Annotated in this window: 17 protein-coding genes and 2 pseudogenes; 10 read left to right on the top strand and 9 right to left on the bottom strand. The window is 61.9% G+C overall.

The genetic code is table 11. The features are described 5' to 3' along the window. Nucleotides 1-33: 33 nt before the first annotated feature. Nucleotides 34-1,236 (bottom strand): nicotinate phosphoribosyltransferase, encoded by a 1,203-nt coding sequence (pncB, locus tag ACK3BK_RS13295; RefSeq protein WP_186664395.1) that lies wholly within the window; start codon nucleotides 1,234-1,236, stop codon nucleotides 34-36. Next, complete coding sequence (locus ACK3BK_RS13290; protein ID WP_186664396.1) at nucleotides 1,233-1,883, bottom strand: isochorismatase family protein; 651 nt, start codon at nucleotides 1,881-1,883, stop codon at nucleotides 1,233-1,235. The genes pncB and ACK3BK_RS13290 overlap by 4 nt, the downstream gene beginning before the upstream one ends. A 134-nt stretch (nucleotides 1,884-2,017) precedes the next feature. Here ACK3BK_RS13290 and ACK3BK_RS13285 point away from each other — a divergent pair, with 134 nt between their 5' ends. Together ACK3BK_RS13285 and ACK3BK_RS13280 are read left to right on the top strand one after the other, a co-directional pair. Beyond that, a complete protein-coding gene (locus tag ACK3BK_RS13285; RefSeq protein ID WP_186664397.1) occupies nucleotides 2,018-2,719 on the top strand; it encodes an NUDIX hydrolase in 702 nt (233 codons plus the stop codon). A 65-nt stretch (nucleotides 2,720-2,784) separates the two neighbouring features. Further along, nucleotides 2,785-3,216 (top strand): hypothetical protein, encoded by a 432-nt coding sequence (locus ACK3BK_RS13280; protein WP_186664398.1) that lies wholly within the window; start codon nucleotides 2,785-2,787, stop codon nucleotides 3,214-3,216. A 47-nt stretch (nucleotides 3,217-3,263) separates the two neighbouring features. Here ACK3BK_RS13280 and pbpG read toward each other — a convergent pair whose 3' ends face one another. The 3 genes from pbpG to ACK3BK_RS13265 form a co-directional block, all read right to left on the bottom strand. Then, nucleotides 3,264-4,190 (bottom strand): D-alanyl-D-alanine endopeptidase, encoded by a 927-nt coding sequence (pbpG, locus tag ACK3BK_RS13275; protein WP_346655284.1) that lies wholly within the window; start codon nucleotides 4,188-4,190, stop codon nucleotides 3,264-3,266. Between the two features lie 272 nt (nucleotides 4,191-4,462). Then, nucleotides 4,463-4,645: a hypothetical protein gene (locus tag ACK3BK_RS13270; protein ID WP_054891266.1), complete on the bottom strand. Its 183-nt coding sequence runs from the start codon at nucleotides 4,643-4,645 to the stop codon at nucleotides 4,463-4,465. Between the two features lie 105 nt (nucleotides 4,646-4,750). Then, nucleotides 4,751-5,089, bottom strand: coding sequence for a hypothetical protein (locus tag ACK3BK_RS13265; protein WP_054891267.1), 339 nt, complete (start codon nucleotides 5,087-5,089; stop codon nucleotides 4,751-4,753). Between the two features lie 161 nt (nucleotides 5,090-5,250). On the opposite strand from ACK3BK_RS13265, the gene ACK3BK_RS13260 reads away from it, so the two are divergent. Beyond that, a complete protein-coding gene (locus ACK3BK_RS13260; protein WP_411382576.1) occupies nucleotides 5,251-6,072 on the top strand; it encodes a shikimate 5-dehydrogenase in 822 nt (273 codons plus the stop codon). A gap of 41 nt (nucleotides 6,073-6,113) precedes the next feature. Here the strand turns inward: ACK3BK_RS13260 and ACK3BK_RS13255 are convergent, their stop codons facing one another. From ACK3BK_RS13255 to ACK3BK_RS13245, 3 genes are all read right to left on the bottom strand, one after another. Then, nucleotides 6,114-6,356, bottom strand: a complete 243-nt coding sequence (locus tag ACK3BK_RS13255) for a hypothetical protein (protein WP_186719523.1) — start codon at nucleotides 6,354-6,356, stop codon at nucleotides 6,114-6,116. 98 nt (nucleotides 6,357-6,454) lie between these two features. Next, nucleotides 6,455-6,982: a lactoylglutathione lyase gene (gloA, locus tag ACK3BK_RS13250; RefSeq protein WP_186708337.1), complete on the bottom strand. Its 528-nt coding sequence runs from the start codon at nucleotides 6,980-6,982 to the stop codon at nucleotides 6,455-6,457. A gap of 226 nt (nucleotides 6,983-7,208) precedes the next feature. Next, nucleotides 7,209-7,577, bottom strand: coding sequence for a histone-like nucleoid-structuring protein, MvaT/MvaU family (locus tag ACK3BK_RS13245; RefSeq protein ID WP_186664406.1), 369 nt, complete (start codon nucleotides 7,575-7,577; stop codon nucleotides 7,209-7,211). A gap of 354 nt (nucleotides 7,578-7,931) precedes the next feature. On the opposite strand from ACK3BK_RS13245, the gene ACK3BK_RS13240 reads away from it, so the two are divergent. Beyond that, nucleotides 7,932-9,221 carry an OprD family porin gene (locus ACK3BK_RS13240; RefSeq protein WP_411382575.1) on the top strand — a complete coding sequence of 430 codons (1,290 nt, stop codon included), beginning with the start codon at nucleotides 7,932-7,934 and terminating at the stop codon, nucleotides 9,219-9,221. Nucleotides 9,222-9,286: 65 nt separating this feature from the next. After that, a complete protein-coding gene (gene cobF, locus ACK3BK_RS13235) occupies nucleotides 9,287-10,036 on the top strand; it encodes a precorrin-6A synthase (deacetylating) (RefSeq protein WP_186664410.1) in 750 nt (249 codons plus the stop codon). 8 nt (nucleotides 10,037-10,044) lie between these two features. Here cobF and ACK3BK_RS13230 read toward each other — a convergent pair whose 3' ends face one another. Continuing rightward, on the bottom strand, nucleotides 10,045-10,395 hold the full coding sequence (locus tag ACK3BK_RS13230; RefSeq protein WP_186664412.1) for a response regulator: 351 nt from the start codon (nucleotides 10,393-10,395) through the stop codon (nucleotides 10,045-10,047). A 260-nt stretch (nucleotides 10,396-10,655) separates the two neighbouring features. Between ACK3BK_RS13230 and ACK3BK_RS13225 the strand changes: the two are divergent. The 5 genes and pseudogenes from ACK3BK_RS13225 to ACK3BK_RS13205 form a co-directional block, all read left to right on the top strand. Beyond that, nucleotides 10,656-12,794: pseudogene (locus ACK3BK_RS13225) on the top strand (CHASE3 domain-containing protein); the annotation flags it as partial. A 102-nt stretch (nucleotides 12,795-12,896) separates the two neighbouring features. Beyond that, nucleotides 12,897-14,123 (top strand): annotated as a pseudogene (locus ACK3BK_RS13220) (response regulator); the annotation flags it as partial. Next, nucleotides 14,120-14,941, top strand: coding sequence for a CheR family methyltransferase (locus ACK3BK_RS13215; protein ID WP_065862793.1), 822 nt, complete (start codon nucleotides 14,120-14,122; stop codon nucleotides 14,939-14,941). The pseudogene ACK3BK_RS13220 and the gene ACK3BK_RS13215, both read left to right, overlap by 4 nt. Then, a complete protein-coding gene (locus tag ACK3BK_RS13210) occupies nucleotides 14,938-15,513 on the top strand; it encodes a chemotaxis protein CheB (protein ID WP_186664416.1) in 576 nt (191 codons plus the stop codon). Before ACK3BK_RS13215 ends, ACK3BK_RS13210 begins: the two co-directional genes overlap by 4 nt. After that, the gene (locus tag ACK3BK_RS13205; RefSeq protein ID WP_411382574.1) at nucleotides 15,507-16,733 is read left to right on the top strand and encodes an ATP-binding protein; all 1,227 of its coding nucleotides are present in this window, start codon (nucleotides 15,507-15,509) and stop codon (nucleotides 16,731-16,733) included. Before ACK3BK_RS13210 ends, ACK3BK_RS13205 begins: the two co-directional genes overlap by 7 nt. The last annotated feature ends 13 nt before the right edge of the window (nucleotides 16,734-16,746 follow it).

Raw genomic sequence — 16,746 nt, 5'->3', positions numbered from 1 at the left:
TCGGCGCTTGGCTCATTGCCAGCGCACGACGGCTCAGACGGGCACCTTGAACACATGGCGCAGGTAGGCGACGAAATTCGCGTCCCGGCACTGCGTCTTGCCGGGGCTGTCGGAGATTTTTGCGACAGGGGCGCCGTTGCAGGCGGTCATCTTGATCACCACGTTCATTGGCGTCACGCCGGGAATGTCACACGTCAGGTTGGTGCCGATGCCGAAGCTGACGTTGATCCGCCCGTGCAGCGCGCGGTAGAGCTGCAATGCCTTCGCGAAATCCAGGCCGTCGGAGAAGATCAGGGTCTTGCTCAGCGGGTCGATGCCCAGGCGCTCATAGTGCGCGATGGCTTTTTCCGCCCAGGCCAGGGGATCGCCGGAGTCGTGGCGCAGGCCATCGAAGAGCTTGCCGAAATACAGGTCGAAGTCCTTCACGAAGGCATCCATGCCGATGCAGTCGGTCAGGGCGATGCCGAGCAAGCCCCGGTATTCACGCACCCAGCATTCCAACGCCGCGACCTGGCTATCGACCAGGCGCGGACCGAGTTGCTGGTGGGCCATGAACCATTCGTGGGCCATGGTGCCGATGGGTTTGAGTTCGTATTCCCGGGCCAGGTGGACATTGCTGGTGCCAACGAAACGTCCGGGGAAGTCGCGCTTGAGGATATGCACTACCTGATCCTGTACAGGATAGGAGAAGCGTCGGCGGGTACCGAAGTCAGCGAGCTGGAACCCTGCCAGCTCATCGCTGCTGGCGTGCGTCTTGAGCCAGTCGAGTTTCTGGTACAGGCGCTCGCCCACCTGCGCCATCGTCACTTCGCGATAGCGGTAGCGATTACGAACCTCGCAAATGATTGCCAGTAACGGGATTTCATAGAGGATCACGTGCAGCCAGGGGCCGCGAATACGGATCGCCAGTTGCCCCGCATCGTCCAGTCCGACCTGGACATAGCGCAGGTTGAAGCGAAACAGGCTGAGGAAACGAATGAAGTCCGGCTTGATGAAGGGGATTTTTTCCAGGTAGGCCAGTTGGTCGTGGGTCACCGAGACCTCGGCCAACTGTTCGATCTGGTAGCGGATCTCGGCAAGGTAGGGCGAGAGGTCTTCGTCGTTGCGGCAGCGCAACTCCCACTCCACCTCGGCGTTGGGGTAGTTGTGCAGCACCGCCTGCATCATGGTGATCTTGTAAAAGTCGGTGTCCAGCAGGTTCTGGATAATCCGTGGGGCAAAAACGTCGTTGCTCATGGGCGGGGCTCCTTGAACAGTGCGAGCTGGCGGTCCAGCTCGCCTTCATCGGCGCACAGTACTACCCCGGCGGCAGCCAGCTCGCTGCAGGCAGCTTTGGCGCCGGCGTCGCTTAGTGCTCGGCAGGCGGGCAGGTAGAGCAGCACATGGACTCCGGCGCGGTTCAGTTGCAGCGCGGTGGCGCGCACGCAGTAATCCAGGGCCAGGCCGCCGACCAGCACGACCTCGACGGCGTGAACCTTGAGGTACTCGATCACCCCGGTGGAGCGGCGCTCGGCCAGGTCGTGGTAGCAGGCGCCGTAGGGGTGCAGGTCGGGCTCCACGCCTTTCCAGACGAAATAGTCGTAATCGATCGGGGCAGGCAGGCCGTGCAGCAGTTCGAAACCTGGTGTGCCGGGCACGCAGTGGCTGACCCAGGTGAGGTCGGCGTTGGTCAATGCCAATGGCTGAAGCATCTGCGCGGCATCGCCCACCACCCAGGCGGCATTGGCTGGGTGGGCATCCTTGCTGCCCAGGCGCAGGTCGGCACGACTTGCCATGGCATTGAGCGCCGGTGCGATCAGGTGACCGCCGGGTACCGGCAGCTCCTGCGGGGCGTTGGCGGTAAAGCCGTTCTGGGCATCGACGTCGAAACTGGCGATCTTCATCAGGACTACCTCAACTGGAATGCCTATATATTTCATCTGGTGTTATAAGTGTGTCAAGCGTCCTTGTTTATGGAGTAGGGCTTGCATCACAAAAAATACCTGGTGGAATATGGGGTGTGGAACGAGGAGTCGAGATGAGCGCAGTTGAAGTCATGGCCAGCGTGGATATCGTTGCGCTGCGCCTTGCCCCGGATTTGCAGGGGTTGCAGGTGTTGTTGCACCGCCGCGATCGAGAGCCGCATCGGGGGCAGTGGGCCTTGCCGGGTGTCATCGTCAACGGCAGCACGCCGGACAATAGCCTGGATGCGGCGGCCGAGCGGGCGCTGCAAGAGAAGGCACAGGTTCGGCCTCGGTACATGGAGCAGGTCGGCACCGAAGGCAACGCGTTTCGTGATCCGCGTGGTTGGTCGTTGAGTACCTACTACCTGGCATTGCTCGATCCGGTGCAGGCCATCGTCGGGGAGCAGTTGGCTTTCTTCGACCTCGACAGCCTATCGACCCGCAAAGTGCTGTTGCCGTTCGATCATGGGCTGCTGGTCCAGCGCACCCGCGAGCGGCTGGCGGCCAAGAGCCTGTACAGCAGCCTGCCTCTGTATCTGCTGCCGACGCGTTTCACGGTGCTCGATGCGCTGGGTGCGGCGCAAGCGTGCCTGGGGCGGCCGGTGAACAACACGTCGTTGCGCAAACGTCTGGAGCGTCTGAGGGAGGCAGGCTGGGTGCGTGATACCGGCGAACGCAATCAGCCACGACTGGGCCGGCCCCAACAGCTTTACGAGTACCTACCGCAAGGCGTGGGTCCGTTTCTGTTCGACCGTAGCCTGTTGCCGGAAGCATGAAGGCTCAAGCATGGCGTTTGGCGGCCGATATAGCGGTCAGGTCAAAATCCTTGCGGAGAAGGAAAATGGTAGGGATCACAAGTGTCAACGTCACTGGCGTGAACGTGCAGTCGTCTGCGCTGCAGACGGCCGCCCAGGCCAGCGACACTGAAAAGAGCAGCAGCTCGGCTGGCGGCGCCCAGGTCGCCATGCCGGCACCGTCTGACAAGGCCGACAAGGCCAAGAGCAGCGGCAGCAGCAGCGAGCCGTCACACATCCGCCAGTTGCGTGAGCTGATCAAGCAAATGCAGAAGCAGCTGGCCGACGCCCAGAAGCGGCTGTCCGAGGTTCAGGCGCAACCGATGGACGAGAAGGCCAAGCTGGCTGCGGTGGCGGGTGTCCAGGCGCAGATCGCGACCATCAGCGGTCAGATCCAGCAGGCGACCGCGCAGTTGCTGCAGGCCTTGAGCAAGCTGAACAGCAGTAGCTCCGGCAACTTGATCAGCACCATTGCCTGAGGGTGAGGGCAGGCGGACCCGCAACGGGCCGCCCTGAACCTGGTGACTTACTCGGACGCCACGCGCGAGCGGTTCTGGCGGTCTGACTTGTACTGCATCGCCACCGCCGGCGCCGCCTTGGCCGAGCCGGTTTCCAGCCATTGGCGCAGGCGCCCGGCATCGGCGAAGTGGGTGTACTTGCCGTAGGCGTCGAGAATCACCATCGCCACCGGGCGGTTGTCCATCTTGGTCAGCAGTACCAAGCAGTGCCCCGCCTCGTTGGTGAAGCCGGTCTTGGTCAGCTTGATGTCCCAGTTGCTCTTGTTCACCAGATGATCGGTGTTGCGAAAGCCCAGGGTGTAGTTGGGTTTGCGGAAGGCTACGGTCTTCTCGCGGGTGGTCGAGAGCTCGCTGAGCAGCGGGTAGTTGCGCGAGGCGATCAGCAGCTTGGCCAGGTCATGGGCGGTGGACACGTTTTGCGTCGACAGGCCGGTTGGCTCGACGTAGCGAGTATGGCTCATGCCCAGGCTACGAGCCTTGGCGTTCATCGCCTTGATGAACGCGCCATAGCCGCCGGGATAATGGTTGGCCAGGGTATTGGCCGCGCGGTTTTCCGATGACATCAGAGTAATCAGCAGGGTTTCGCGACGGTTCAGTTCGCTGCCGGGGCGTACGCGCGAAAAGACACCCTTGAGGTCAGGGTTGTTGGCGATGGTCATGGTGAGCATCTCGTCCATCGGCAGCTTGGCGTCGAGCACCACCATGGCGGTCATCAGCTTGGTGACCGAAGCGATGGGCACCACGCGGTCGGCGTGGCTGGAGTACAGCTCTTTGTTGGTATTCAGGTCGATCAGCAAGGCGCTGCCGGAAGCCAGGTGCAGTTTGGACGGGTCGCGTTGTGCCTGGGCCGGGGATTGTGCAGCAGCGGTCGACGGAAGGATCGCGGTTCCTGTGAGCGCCAGCAGCAGGCTGAGGATGGACAGGGAAGTTTTCACGTTGAGGCTCACTAATAGTTGGTATGTCGTTGGCTGTGCAAGGGTTTCCCCCGAAAACCGCTGCATTGTGGAGTATGGCTCAGCGGCTGTCGATTGCTCGTCCAGGCCCAGCGTCGAAATGAAAAAACCTTCATGCTGTATCGGTTTTTCCCGCCTGTTGCGACAAATGCTCCCCGCGCTTTCGCATAGGCGAAAAAAAGCCCGCCAAAGGCGGGCAGAAAGAAGCGTAAGGAGCAACGCACAACACATGAAACGGTCAACAAGAACGCTGGTCAGGCGGTAAGGGTGCCGGCCTGCAGCTGTTCGGCCATGGCCTGGGCCTTGGCGCGGGAATCCAGAGGGCCGCTGACGGGCTCGCCGTTGCGCATCAGGTACCAGCAGGCCAGCAGGCCTTGAGCGCGCAAGGGAGCAGGGACAGCACTGCCGACGACAGACATGATGTGGATAGTGGCCATGTTGGACCTCCTGTGAAACATGGCCCTACCTTACGCAGCAGCCGACGCTGTTTGAAATCAACTTGCTCGATAGTGGTCATTACTTTTTTCAACGACAAGGGCTGGTCACCAGCGCGGCGGGCCGTAGTACACCGGCGGCGGGCCGTAGTAGCGGCGATACACCGGCGGTGGCGCGGGTACATAGCGCTCGACGACATAGGGCTGGTAATACACCGGCGGCGGGGGCGCCTGCACATAGACCGGAGGCGGCGGATAATAGGCCGGCTGGCGTTCGACATAGACGGTACGGTCATGGCCGCCGGATACTGCTGCCCCGACTACGGCCCCGACCACGGCTGCACCGAGTACAGGGCCTGGGCCCCAACCGCCGCCATGGGCGGCTGCCTGCCCGCTGACGGCCAGTGCGCCGACCAGCAGGGCGATTCCGGGGATGAGACGGTTCATGAATGAATCCTCGCGATGACCCCACACTTGGGGCTTATCAATAAGACCGTGAAATCGGTAAAGAGAGCACAGGCGCAAGGTAAAGGTTGTGTAAGGGGCGACTGACGGTCAGGTCTGGTACGCTCACAGAAACGATTCAGTCATCAGCGACAGGAGCAGATATGGCGATTGCACCCAGCAGGGACACGACACTGTGCATTTCCCTGGCCGGACGCCCGGGCACTTTCGGTGTGCGTTTCCACAACCACCTCTACCAGCAGCTGGGTTTGGACTACTACTACAAGGCCATGACCACCCAGGACCTGCCTGCGGCAGTGAATGGCATCCGCGCCTTGGGTATCCGCGGCTGTGGTGTATCCATGCCCTACAAAGAGGCGTGCATGGCCCTCGTGGACGAGATCGATCCCTCCGCGGCGGCTATCGAGTCAGTGAATACGCTGGTCAACACCGACGGTCACCTGAAGGCCTACAACACAGATTACCTGGCGGTGCGCCAACTGCTGGAGTCGCACGAGGTCGATCCGGCCACGGCCTTTGCCCTGCACGGTAGCGGCGGCATGGCCAAGGCGGTGGCCAGTGCACTGCGCGACGCAGGTTTCAGCGAGGGTCTCATCATTGCCCGCAACGAGCAGGCCGGGCGGCAGTTGGCGGACACCTGTGGGTATCGCTGGCAGCGCGAGCTGGGCGACCTGTGCCCACCGATGCTGGTCAACGTTACCCCCATCGGCATGGCTGGCGGCCCGCAGGCGCAGGAGCTTGCCTTCTCTCGTGAGGCGGTCGAGGCTGCGCAACGGGTGTTCGACGTGGTGGCCATGCCGGCCATGACCCCGCTGATTCTTCTCGCCAAGGAGCTGGGCAAGCCGGTGATCACCGGACTCGATGTGATCGCGCTGCAGGCGCTGGAGCAGTTCGTGCTGTACACCGGCATCAGGCCGACGTTGGCGCAGGTGGAGAAAGCGGTCGCTTACGCGCGTGACGCCTGAACGGGTGCCATCACGGGAATCCCCGTGATGGCTTGAGTACCTCAGAAAACCTTTTGCCCGTTGTCCAGTCGCTCGTCCACAAGGGCGCGGCCGTGCGCGAGAGAAACGTGCTGGGCGTTTTCCAGGTCCGAGAAGAACTTCATAGGCATCGACAGGCGCCTGCTGGTATGGCCTTCGGGATCGGTGATCAGGCAGCCGGCGGCATAGGGCAGGGGAGAGTCGGGATGGGGCATCACACTGGCGGTGATGGTGTGCTTGCGGTACTCACAGTGAAGGGTTTGCATCGTCCTTACCTCGCTGTGCTGGTTTGGAAGCGCTCACCTCTATGTACCACAGCGAGGGGCCGGAAGTTCCCGGCCCCGACGAGCGTAACCTGCGTCGGTCAGCCCTTCAGTTCGGTCGGCTGGATGACTTCGACCCAGTAGCCATCCGGGTCCTTGACGAACGCCAGGTGGTTCATGCGGCCATCCTGCAGGCGCTTCTGGAAAGGCACGCCCAGCGCTTCGAAGCGTGCACAGGCCACGCGTACGTCCGGCACCGAGATGCAGATGTGGCCAAAGCCGCGCGGATCGGTGTTGCCGTTGTGGTAGGCGAACTCGGCATCGTGCTCGGTGCCGTGGTTGTGGGTCAGCTCCAGCACACCCGGAATCGATTTCATCCACTGGTGGCGTGCGGCGTCATCGGCAGGAATCTGTGCCGGGTCGACCAGGGCCAGGAAGTACAGGCTGAAGGCCGCCTCGGGGAAATCGCGCTTGTCTACCATGCGAAAGCCCAGGACGCGGGTGTAGAAGTCCAGCGACTTCTCGATATCCTTGACCCGCAGCATGGTGTGGTTGAAGACGAATTGGGCGGTAGCGGTGTCTGGTTGGGCAGTGACGCCAGGCAGGGTTTGCAGATCGTTCAGGCTCATGGGGGCTCCAGAGACAAGGCCGGCGCAGACAGCGCCGACGGTGAAAACAGGACGGCCATGATACGGCAGTGAAGCGATTGCGCAAATGAAAGCGCCCTGCACGAGGCAGGGCGCTGGAATTAGAGGCCCGCATGTGCGGGCGCGTGATGGGGTCGCTAGTCCTTTAGCTGGTTCGATACTCACCCAGGCGATGTGAAAAAACTGTGAAGCAGGCGTGGATGTTTCATCAGCGTACCCAGGATTCCACCGTGGCCGCGCCGTACTGTTGCTTCCACGCTTTCAAGCCACGGTGGTTGCCACCCTTGGTCTCGATCAGCTCGCCGGTGTGCGGGTTCTCGTAGACCTTCACCACGCGCGGGCGGCGTTGTTGCTTGGCAGGGCTGGCCGAGGTTCTCGCGCTGGCTTTCTGGCTCTTGGGGTCGAGGATCGCGACAATGTCGCGCAAGCCCTTGTCGTAGCTTTTCATCAGCCCGAGCAATTTCTGCTCGAACTCGATCTCGCGTTTAAGGCTGGCGTCCTTTTTCATTGTCTCCAGTTGCGCGATTTGCTCCTGAAGTGCTTTTTCGGCCGCACGAAACTCTGCAAGTCTGGACACTTTCATCACTCCTGTCAGTCAGCCGTGGCATGGCGTGACGAACATGCAACAGTAATAAACGCCGGCCACGCGGATGGGTGAAACTGTTCGCTGAACAAGAGTGTAGACGTGGCCCGGTGTTCGGTAAACCTCAAACTTTTAGCGGCAAGTAAGGAACTTTCAGCGCACCGCGCACCGCAAACTCAGTGTGTTTTCCGGGTGTCTGCGACAACGCTCATACCATGGTCCAATGGCCCGAGGTAGAGCACCCGAGGGAAAATGGCCCGTAGTCTTCATTTAATGTCGAGTACGTCGTGGCACAGGTGCCCGATAGTGCATCAGCATGTTTCTCGTCTTTTCTGGATGTTCCCCTGCATGTTCTCTCCCTTTCCTCTCGCCCCTGGCCGCAGTGTTGCCGGCCTGTCCTTGTTGTGCGCGGCAGCCGGTGCACAGGCCGGTGGTTTTTTCGAAGACAGTCACGCCAAGCTCGAGGCGCGCAATGTCTATTTCAATCGGGACTTTCGTGACGGCCACAGCAGTTCCAGCCAGGGGGCTTCCAAGCGCGAGGAATGGGCGCAGGGCTTTATCCTCGATGCCCGTTCGGGCTATACCGACGGCACGGTCGGGTTCGGTGTCGATGCGCTGGGCATGCTCGGTTTCAAACTCGATTCCAGCCCCGCCGACAGCAACAGTGGGCTGCTACCCTCCAGCGGGCACGACCCGCGCCATTCTGCCGATCAGTACGCCAAGCTGGGTGTGGCGGCAAAGGTCAAGGTGTCCAGGACGGTGCTGCGCTATGGTGCGATAATGCCGGACATGCCGCTGCTCAAGTACAACGATGGTCGCCTGCTGCCCACCCTGTTCCATGGTGCGATGCTGACCTCCGAAGAAGTGCGCGACCTGAAGTTCACCGTGGCCCGCCTGGACAAGTACACCGCACGAGATTCGAGCGACCGCCAGGATATTCGCGTGCATTGCAAGAACAAGCGTTACGCCTGCGATATTGAGGCCGACCACTTCGATCTGGCGGGCGTCGACTACCGCGTCAACGATCGCCTCAGTGCCCAGTACCAGGTGTCGAAGCTGGAGAACATCTATCGCCAGCACTTCCTCGGATTGGTCGCCACGCAGCCCTTGGCGGTGGGCGCGCTTTCGGCGGATGTGCGCTTGATCAAGAGCGACGATATCGGCAACGCCCGTGCCGGCGAGGTCGAGCACCGCGCGTTCAGCGGCATGCTCGGCTACAGCCTGGGCGGGCACAAGGTCAGTGCCGGCTGGCAACGCATGTATGGCGACAGTGCCATGCCTTACCTGGATGGCAGCAACCCGTATCTGGTCAACTATGCCCAGGTCAACGATTTCGCTGCGGCCGGTGAGCGCTCCTGGCAATTACGCTATGACTATGATTTCAAGGCATTGGGTATTCCCGGTTTGAGCTTCTTCACTCGCTATATCAACGGTGACCATATCCAGGTGCCCGGCAGCAGCGCCCAAGGCAAGGAATGGGAGCGTGACAGCGAACTCAAGTACCAAGTCCAGGGCGGCACCTTCAAAGACCTCAGCGTGCGTCTGCGTAACTCCACGTATCGCAGCAACTATGAACGATGGGCGCGCGACATGGACGAGACCCGGGTCATCGTCAGTTACAACTTCTCGGTGTTCTGAGGCACTTTGCCAAATGCCGCCGGGCGATGAACAATGATCGGCGGCAAGGGCAGCGAGGCAGTGCCATGAAGCAACTTCTGTTGATCGGTATAGGCCCGGGCGACCCCCGTCAGGTCACTTTCGAGGCCGTCGATGCGTTGCGCCGTGCAACGGTGTTCTTCGTGCTCGACAAGGGCGGCGACAAGGATGAGCTGTTGCGGCTGCGCAAACTCATTCTTGAGCGCTATGTTCCCGAGGGAAAGTATCGCCTGGTGCAGGTGGAGGATCCGCGCCGGGATGGGCAGGCCCAGGACTATGTCGGCGCGGTGCAGGACTGGCACCGTGCGCGCGCAGCCCTGTATGCCCGGATGTTCGAGGATGAACTGGGTGAAGACGATGTCGGAGCCTTTCTGCTGTGGGGCGAGCCGGGCCTGTATGACAGCACCTTGCGCATTCTTGACCGGGTGCGCGAACGCGGGGTGGCGCTGCAGCTTGAAGTCATCCCCGGGATCAGCAGTGTCCAGGCCTTGGCCGCGCGGCACCGGATCGCGCTGAACCGCATTGGTGAGCCGCTGACCGTACTGCCGGGGCGGCGCCTGGCCGAGCAGGCGGTGATCGACAACGTGGTGGTGATGCTCGACGGACAGTGCGCGTTCACCGCGCTGGATGACCCGGGCCTGACGATCTACTGGGGGGCTTATCTGGGAACGGCAGACGAGATTCTGGTGGCGGGCAAGCTGGCGGAGGTCAAGACACATATCGTGCAAGTGCGCGAGGACGCGCGGCGGCGCAAGGGCTGGATCATGGATACCTACCTGTTGCGCCGGGAAGGGTGAGGCCGAGGTCAGGGCACCCCGAGGATCCCCACGACCTTGTCACGCAGTTGGTCGATGCTGAATGGCTTGCCGATCAGATGCATGCCCTCGGACACACTGACGTTCTCGGCGTAGCCGCTGGCGAACAGCACCGGCAGCAGGGGCCGGATTTCCCGAGCTTTGGCCGCCAGCTCGTCGCCGCGCATGTCGGGGAGGCCGACATCGGTCATCAGCAGCGCCAGGGGCTGCGCGGTATCTTCAAGAATCTTCAAGGCTTCGGTGGCGTCCTGCGCCTCGATGGTGGTGTAGCCCAACTCGTCGAGCACTTCGACCATCAGCATACGAACGATGTCGTCGTCTTCGACTACCAGAAGGTGCATGGTTTGAATCCTGTCGCGTAAGGGAAATGTCTTTACTCTGTGCCTGCCGCACGGGCAGAAGTTCCTTCAGGATAGCGGCCCCTGCAATTGGATGGAACGATTGGCCGCGGATACCTTCAAATACTGGCTAAATGCCCTGCCAGATCAGGCAAAGCTGGTTAGACTCGTACCAGGTACGGGGGTGGCAGCGGCATACAACAATGACTGAATGTAGTGGCCACACACTGTTCAATGGACTTATTTCGCTCGGGCGTTATCAGATGATTCAAGCAGCCTCCATGGATCAACGCAGCTTTCGCAAGCTGCTGAGCCGTAACGTCGGCCTCCCGTTGGGTGTCGGCCTGCTGGGCGCCGTCGCCTTTGTCGCGGTGATCAACTATTTGCTCTCGGCCATGCAATGGGTCGAGCACACCGATCGGGTGATCGGCAATGCCAACGAAACGGTCAAGCTGTCGATCGATATGGAAACCGGCATGCGCGGCTTCCTGATCACCGGCGACGAGCGCTTCCTCGACCCCTACGAGGTGGCCAAGCCGAGAATCTTCAGCAGTTTGGACAGCCTGCGTGGCATGGTCCTGGACAACCCACCGCAGGTCGATCGTATCGACCGCCTGGTGGCGCTTCAGCGTGCCTGGAACGATTTCGGTAGCGAACTGATCAAGGCGCGCCGCGACCAGGGCGATTTTCGCGGTGTGATCGGCAGTGGTCGTGGCAAGCGCATCACTGACGAAATCCGCAAGGAATTCGACGACTTCGTTGCCACCGAGCAGCAGCTGCGCATGGCGCGCAACGAGACGGTCAGCACGGTCACCGTCACCGCGATCAGCGCATTCGTGCTGTTCATCGTCGGCCTCAGTGCGCTGCTGGCCTACCTGGGGCGGCGTGACCTGTTGGCGCTGTCGGAAAGCTACGTCAGCAACCTGCAGGCCCAGCAGCGTTCGGCCGAGCGTCTTGAACACCAGGCCTGGTTACGCAACGGACAGACCCAGTTGTCGCAGGAGGTCCTAGGGCAACTGACGCTGACCATGCTGGGCGACAATATCCTGCGCTTTTTTGCCGGCTACCTGGGCAGTGTGGTCGGTGCACTCTACATCCGCGATTCCCATGGCCGCCTGGTGCGCGTGGCCAGCTACGGGCTCGACGCCGAACAGCAAGGGCGCGAACAGGTGATGGCCGAGCACGATGGCCTGCTGGCCCAGGTGGTGCGCGAGCGTCGCGTGCTGCGCCTGGATGACCTGCCGCAGGATTACTACCGGTTGAGCTCCGGCCTGGGCAGCGGGCTGCCGCGCAGCGCTATGCTGGCGCCGGCCAGCGACAACAACCAGGTCAATGGCGTACTCGAGCTGGGCTTCCTGCGACCGTTGCAGGAGCGGGATGTCGAGTTGCTGGAACGGATCGCCGACAACCTCGGCATCTCCCTGGAGAGCGCGCGGTATCGCCAGCGCCTGCAGGAAGTGCTTGCCGAGACCCAGCAGTTGAATGAAGAACTGCAGGTCCAGCAAGAGGAGCTCAAGACTGCCAACGAGGAGCTCGAAGAGCAGTCGCGGGTGCTCAAGGAGTCCCAGGCTCATCTGGAGACCCAGCAGGCCGAGCTCGAGCAGACCAACGAGCAACTGGCCGAGCGCACCGTGGCCCTGGACCGCAAGAACAGCGAGCTCAATGCTGCGCAAATGGAACTGCAGGCACGTGCCGAGGACTTGCAGCGTTCCAGCAAGTACAAGTCCGAATTCCTCGCCAATATGTCCCATGAGCTGCGCACGCCGCTCAACAGTTCGCTGATCCTGGCCAAGTTGCTGGCCGAGAACGGTGAGGGCAACCTCAGCCAGGAACAGGTCAAGTTCGCTGAATCGATCTATTCGGCCGGTAACGACCTGCTCAACCTGATCAACGATATCCTCGATATCGCCAAGGTCGAGGCTGGCAAGCTCGAAGTACGTCCGGAGACCACCCAGGTGGTGCGCCTGGTCGAAGGACTGCGCGGCATGTTCCAGCCGCTGGCCGATGACAAGGGCCTGAGTTTCGAGGTGAAGCTGGAGTCGCAGGTGCCGGCGACCCTGTTTACCGACCGACAGCGTCTGGAGCAGATACTCAAGAACCTGCTGTCCAACGCCATCAAGTTCACCGAGCGTGGCCAGGTGAGCCTGAACATCAGTCATCAGGTCGGCATCGGCATCGTCTTTGCCGTGCGTGACAGCGGTATCGGTATCGCCGCCGACCAGCAACAGGCAATCTTCGGTGCCTTCCATCAGGTCGACGGCACCAGCAACCGCCGCTATGGCGGCACCGGTTTGGGCCTGTCGATCTCACGCGACCTGGCGCACTTGCTCGGTGGCCAGATCAGTGTCGACAGCAGTCCCGGTCAGGGCAGCGTGTTCAGCCTGATCATTCCCGAACGCTACGAATCGGTCGATAGCCAGGAAGAGGTCCATAGCCTGCGCCCGACCCTCGATCAGTTGCCGCCGGCACCACGCGCGCTGGCTACACCGCAGCAACCGCTACCGATTCCGGCATTTGCCGACGACCGCGAGCAGGCGCCGTTCGCCAATCGCTGCATCCTGGTGATCGAGGACGAGCCGAACTTCGCCCGGATCCTCTACGACCTGGCCCACGAACTGGACTATAACTGCCTGGTCGCCCATGGCGCCGATGAAGGTTTCGCGCTGGCGGCACAGTACGTGCCTGATGCCGTGCTGCTGGACATGCGTCTGCCTGACCATTCCGGGCTTACCGTGCTGCAGCGCCTCAAGGAACAGGCCAACACCCGGCACATCCCCGTGCACATCATCTCGGTGGAAGACCGCGTCGAGGCCGCCATGCACATGGGCGCGGTAGGCTACGCGGTCAAGCCGGCCAGCCGCGAGGAGCTCAAGGAGGTGTTCGGTCGCCTGGAAGCCAAGCTGACCCAGAAGCTCAAGCACATCCTGCTGGTGGAGGACGACGACCTGCAGCGCGAGAGCATCGCCCGGCTGATTGGCGACGACGACATCGAGATCACCGCGGTGGCCCTGGCTCAGGAGGCCCTGGAACTGCTGCGCGAGAACATCTACGACTGCATGATCATCGACCTCAAGCTGCCCGACATGCTCGGCAACGAGTTGCTCAAGCGCATGACCGCCGAAGACATCCGCAGCTTCCCGCCAGTGATCGTCTATACCGGGCGTAACCTGACCCGCGAGGAAGAGGCCGACCTGCTCAAGTACTCGCGCTCGATCATCATCAAGGGCGCGCGTTCGCCGGAGCGCCTGCTGGACGAGGTGACGCTGTTCCTGCACAAGGTCGAATCGCAACTGTCCCACGAGCGCCAACGCATGCTGAAGACGGCACGCAGCCGCGACAAGGTGTTCGAGGGGCGCAAGATCCTGCTGGTGGACGACGATGTGCGTAACATCTTCGCCCTGACCAGTGCCCTGGAGCACAAGGGCGCCATCGTCGAGATCGGGCGCAACGGCCGCGAAGCGCTGGAGCGCCTTGAACAGCACGAGGATATCGACCTGGTGCTGATGGACGTGATGATGCCGGAAATGGACGGCTATGAAGCGACCCGCCTGATCCGCCAGCAGGCACGCTGGCGCAAGCTGCCGATCATCGCCGTGACGGCCAAGGCCATGAAGGATGACCAGCAGCGTTGCCTGCAGGCGGGCGCCAACGATTACCTGGCCAAGCCGATCGACCTGGACCGCCTGTTCTCCCTGATCCGCGTCTGGCTGCCGCAACTGGAGCGAATTTGACTAGCGAACGCAACACCGATATCGAGATCCGGCTGCTGATCGAGGCGATCTACCTCAAGTACAGCTACGACTTCCGTGATTACTCAGGCGCTTCGATCAAGCGCCGGATCCTCCATGCCCTGCGTCAGTTCGACTGCCGTACCGTGACTGCGCTGCAGGAGCGAGTACTGCACGACCCAGGCATGTTCATGCAGTTGCTGCAATACCTGACGATCCCGGTCAGCGAGATGTTCCGCGACCCAGGCCACTTCCTCGCCCTGCGCGAGGAGGTGGTGCCGCTGCTGCGCACCTGGCCATCACTGAAGATCTGGATCGCCGGTTGCAGCACGGGGGAGGAGGTGTACTCCATGGCCATCCTGCTACGTGAGGAAGGGTTGCTGGAGCGCACCATCATCTACGCTACCGACATCAACCCAAGTTCCCTGGAGAAGGCCAAGCAGGGCATCTATTCGATGCAGAGCCTGCGTGAGTACGAGGAGAACTACCGCAAGGCCGGAGGGCGGCGCGACTTTTCCGAGTACTACACCGCCGCCTACGGCAACGCGATCATGGACAGCAGCCTGCGCGACAACGTGACCTTCGCCGACCATAGCCTGGCCACCGACAGCGTGTTTTCCGAAACCCAGTTGGTGTCATGCCGCAATGTGCTGATCTATTTCAACAAGGACTTGCAGGACCGCGCCCTGGGGCTGTTCCACGAGTCGCTGTGCCATCGCGGCTTCCTGTTCCTGGGCAGCAAGGAGTCGGTGGATTTCTCGGCCTATAGTGACCGCTTCGAGCCTTTGGTAAGGCCCGAGCGGATCTACCGCAAGACATGAACGGCGTGCGCGCAGTGGTCATCGGCGCCTCGGCCGGCGGCGTCGCGGCCTTGTTCGAAGTGCTTGGCGCCTTGCCTCAAGGTTTTGCCCAGCCGGTGCTGTGTGTGCTGCACCTGCCGGATGATCGCCACAGCCAACTGGCCGAAGTGCTGCAGCGCCGGGTGAATCGCCCGGTGCGCGAGGCTCGTGACAAGGAACGGATAGAGGCCGGGCAGATCTATGTTGCAGCGCCCGGTTATCACTTGTCGGTGGAGCGCGACCTGAGTTTGTCGCTGAGCCAGGAGGCGCCGGTACACTTTTCACGCCCGGCGATCGACTTCCTCTTCGCCTCGGCTGCCGATGCCTATTGCGAAGGGCTGCTCGGCGTCCTGCTCACCGGTGCCAACGAAGATGGCGCCGAGGGCCTAGCCTACATCAAGAAGTGCGGAGGCCGGACCGTGGTCCAGGACCCCCGCGACGCACAGGTTGCGCTGATGCCCGAGGCCGCACTGGCCCTGCATTGCCCCGACCATATTCTTTCTCTGAGCGGTATCGGACAGTTGCTCGCCACCCTGGAACCCAGCGCATGCTAAGCCACATCATCGCCAAACTGCTGATCGTCGACGATCTGCCGGAAAACCTGCTGGCCCTCGATGCCCTGATCCAGGGTGAGGACCGTGAGGTGCACCGCGCCCAGTCGGCCGAGCAGGCCTTGTCGCTGCTGCTCGAGCACGAGTTCGCCCTGGCCATCCTCGATGTGCAGATGCCGGGCATGAATGGCTTCGAGCTGGCCGAGCTGATGCGCGGCATGGAGAAGACCAAGAACATTCCGATCGTCTTCGTCAGCGCTGCTGGCCGCGAGATGAACTACGCCTTCAAGGGCTACGAGAGCGGCGCGGTGGACTTCCTGCACAAGCCGTTGGACACCCAGGCGGTCAAGAGCAAGGTGTCGGTGTTCGTCGACCTTTATCGTCAGCGCCAGGTGCTCGGTCGTCAGTTGGAAGCGCTCGAGTGCAGCCGGCAGGAGCAGGAGCAACTGCTGGCCCAGCTGCAGGTGGCGCGCAGCGAACTGGAGCGTGCGGTGCGCATGCGCGATGACTTCATGTCGATCGTCTCCCACGAGGTGCGCACACCGCTCAATGGCCTGATCCTGGAGACCCAACTGCGCAAGATGCACTTGTCGCGTGGCAACCTCGCGGCGTTCAGCGAAACCCACCTGAAGGCGATGGTCGAGCGCGACGAACGGCAGATCAACAGCTTGATCCGGCTGATCGAGGACATGCTCGATGTGTCGCGCATCCGCACCGGCAAGCTGTCGATCCGCCCGCGGCCGTTCGATCTGTCGCAGTTGGCGCGCGGCCTGGTGGAGAACTTCGCGGCCCAGGCAACGGCGCTGGATACCCACATCGAACTGCAACGCTGCGAGGTGCTGCAGGGGGAGTGGGACGAGTTCCGTATCGAGCAGGTGCTGGCCAACCTGCTGTCCAATGCCTTGCGCTATGGTGAGCGACGCCCGGTCCAGGTGCGGGTGTTCGAGCAAAGCGGCATGGCCTGTGTGCAGGTTCAGGATCACGGCATTGGCATCAGTACCGCCAACCAGCAGCGGATCTTCCAGCAGTTCGAGCGGGTTGCGGCGCATCAGGCCAGTGGTGGGCTGGGGCTGGGATTGTATATCTCCGAGCAGATCGTGCAGGCCCACGGTGGACGAATCCAGGTCGAGAGCGAAGAGGGGCAAGGTGCGACCTTCAGCATCCTGCTGCCGCTGGCGACGGCCGATCAACAAAGTGACCAGGCACAGGCAACCTCTGTGTGACCTGGTGGTCAGA

Origin of the sequence: Pseudomonas sp. L7 (assembly GCF_046605565.1) — a bacterium.
In the GTDB taxonomy this organism is placed as follows: domain Bacteria; phylum Pseudomonadota; class Gammaproteobacteria; order Pseudomonadales; family Pseudomonadaceae; genus Aquipseudomonas; species Aquipseudomonas wayambapalatensis.
This window is presented reverse-complemented; position numbering and strand designations above follow the sequence as displayed.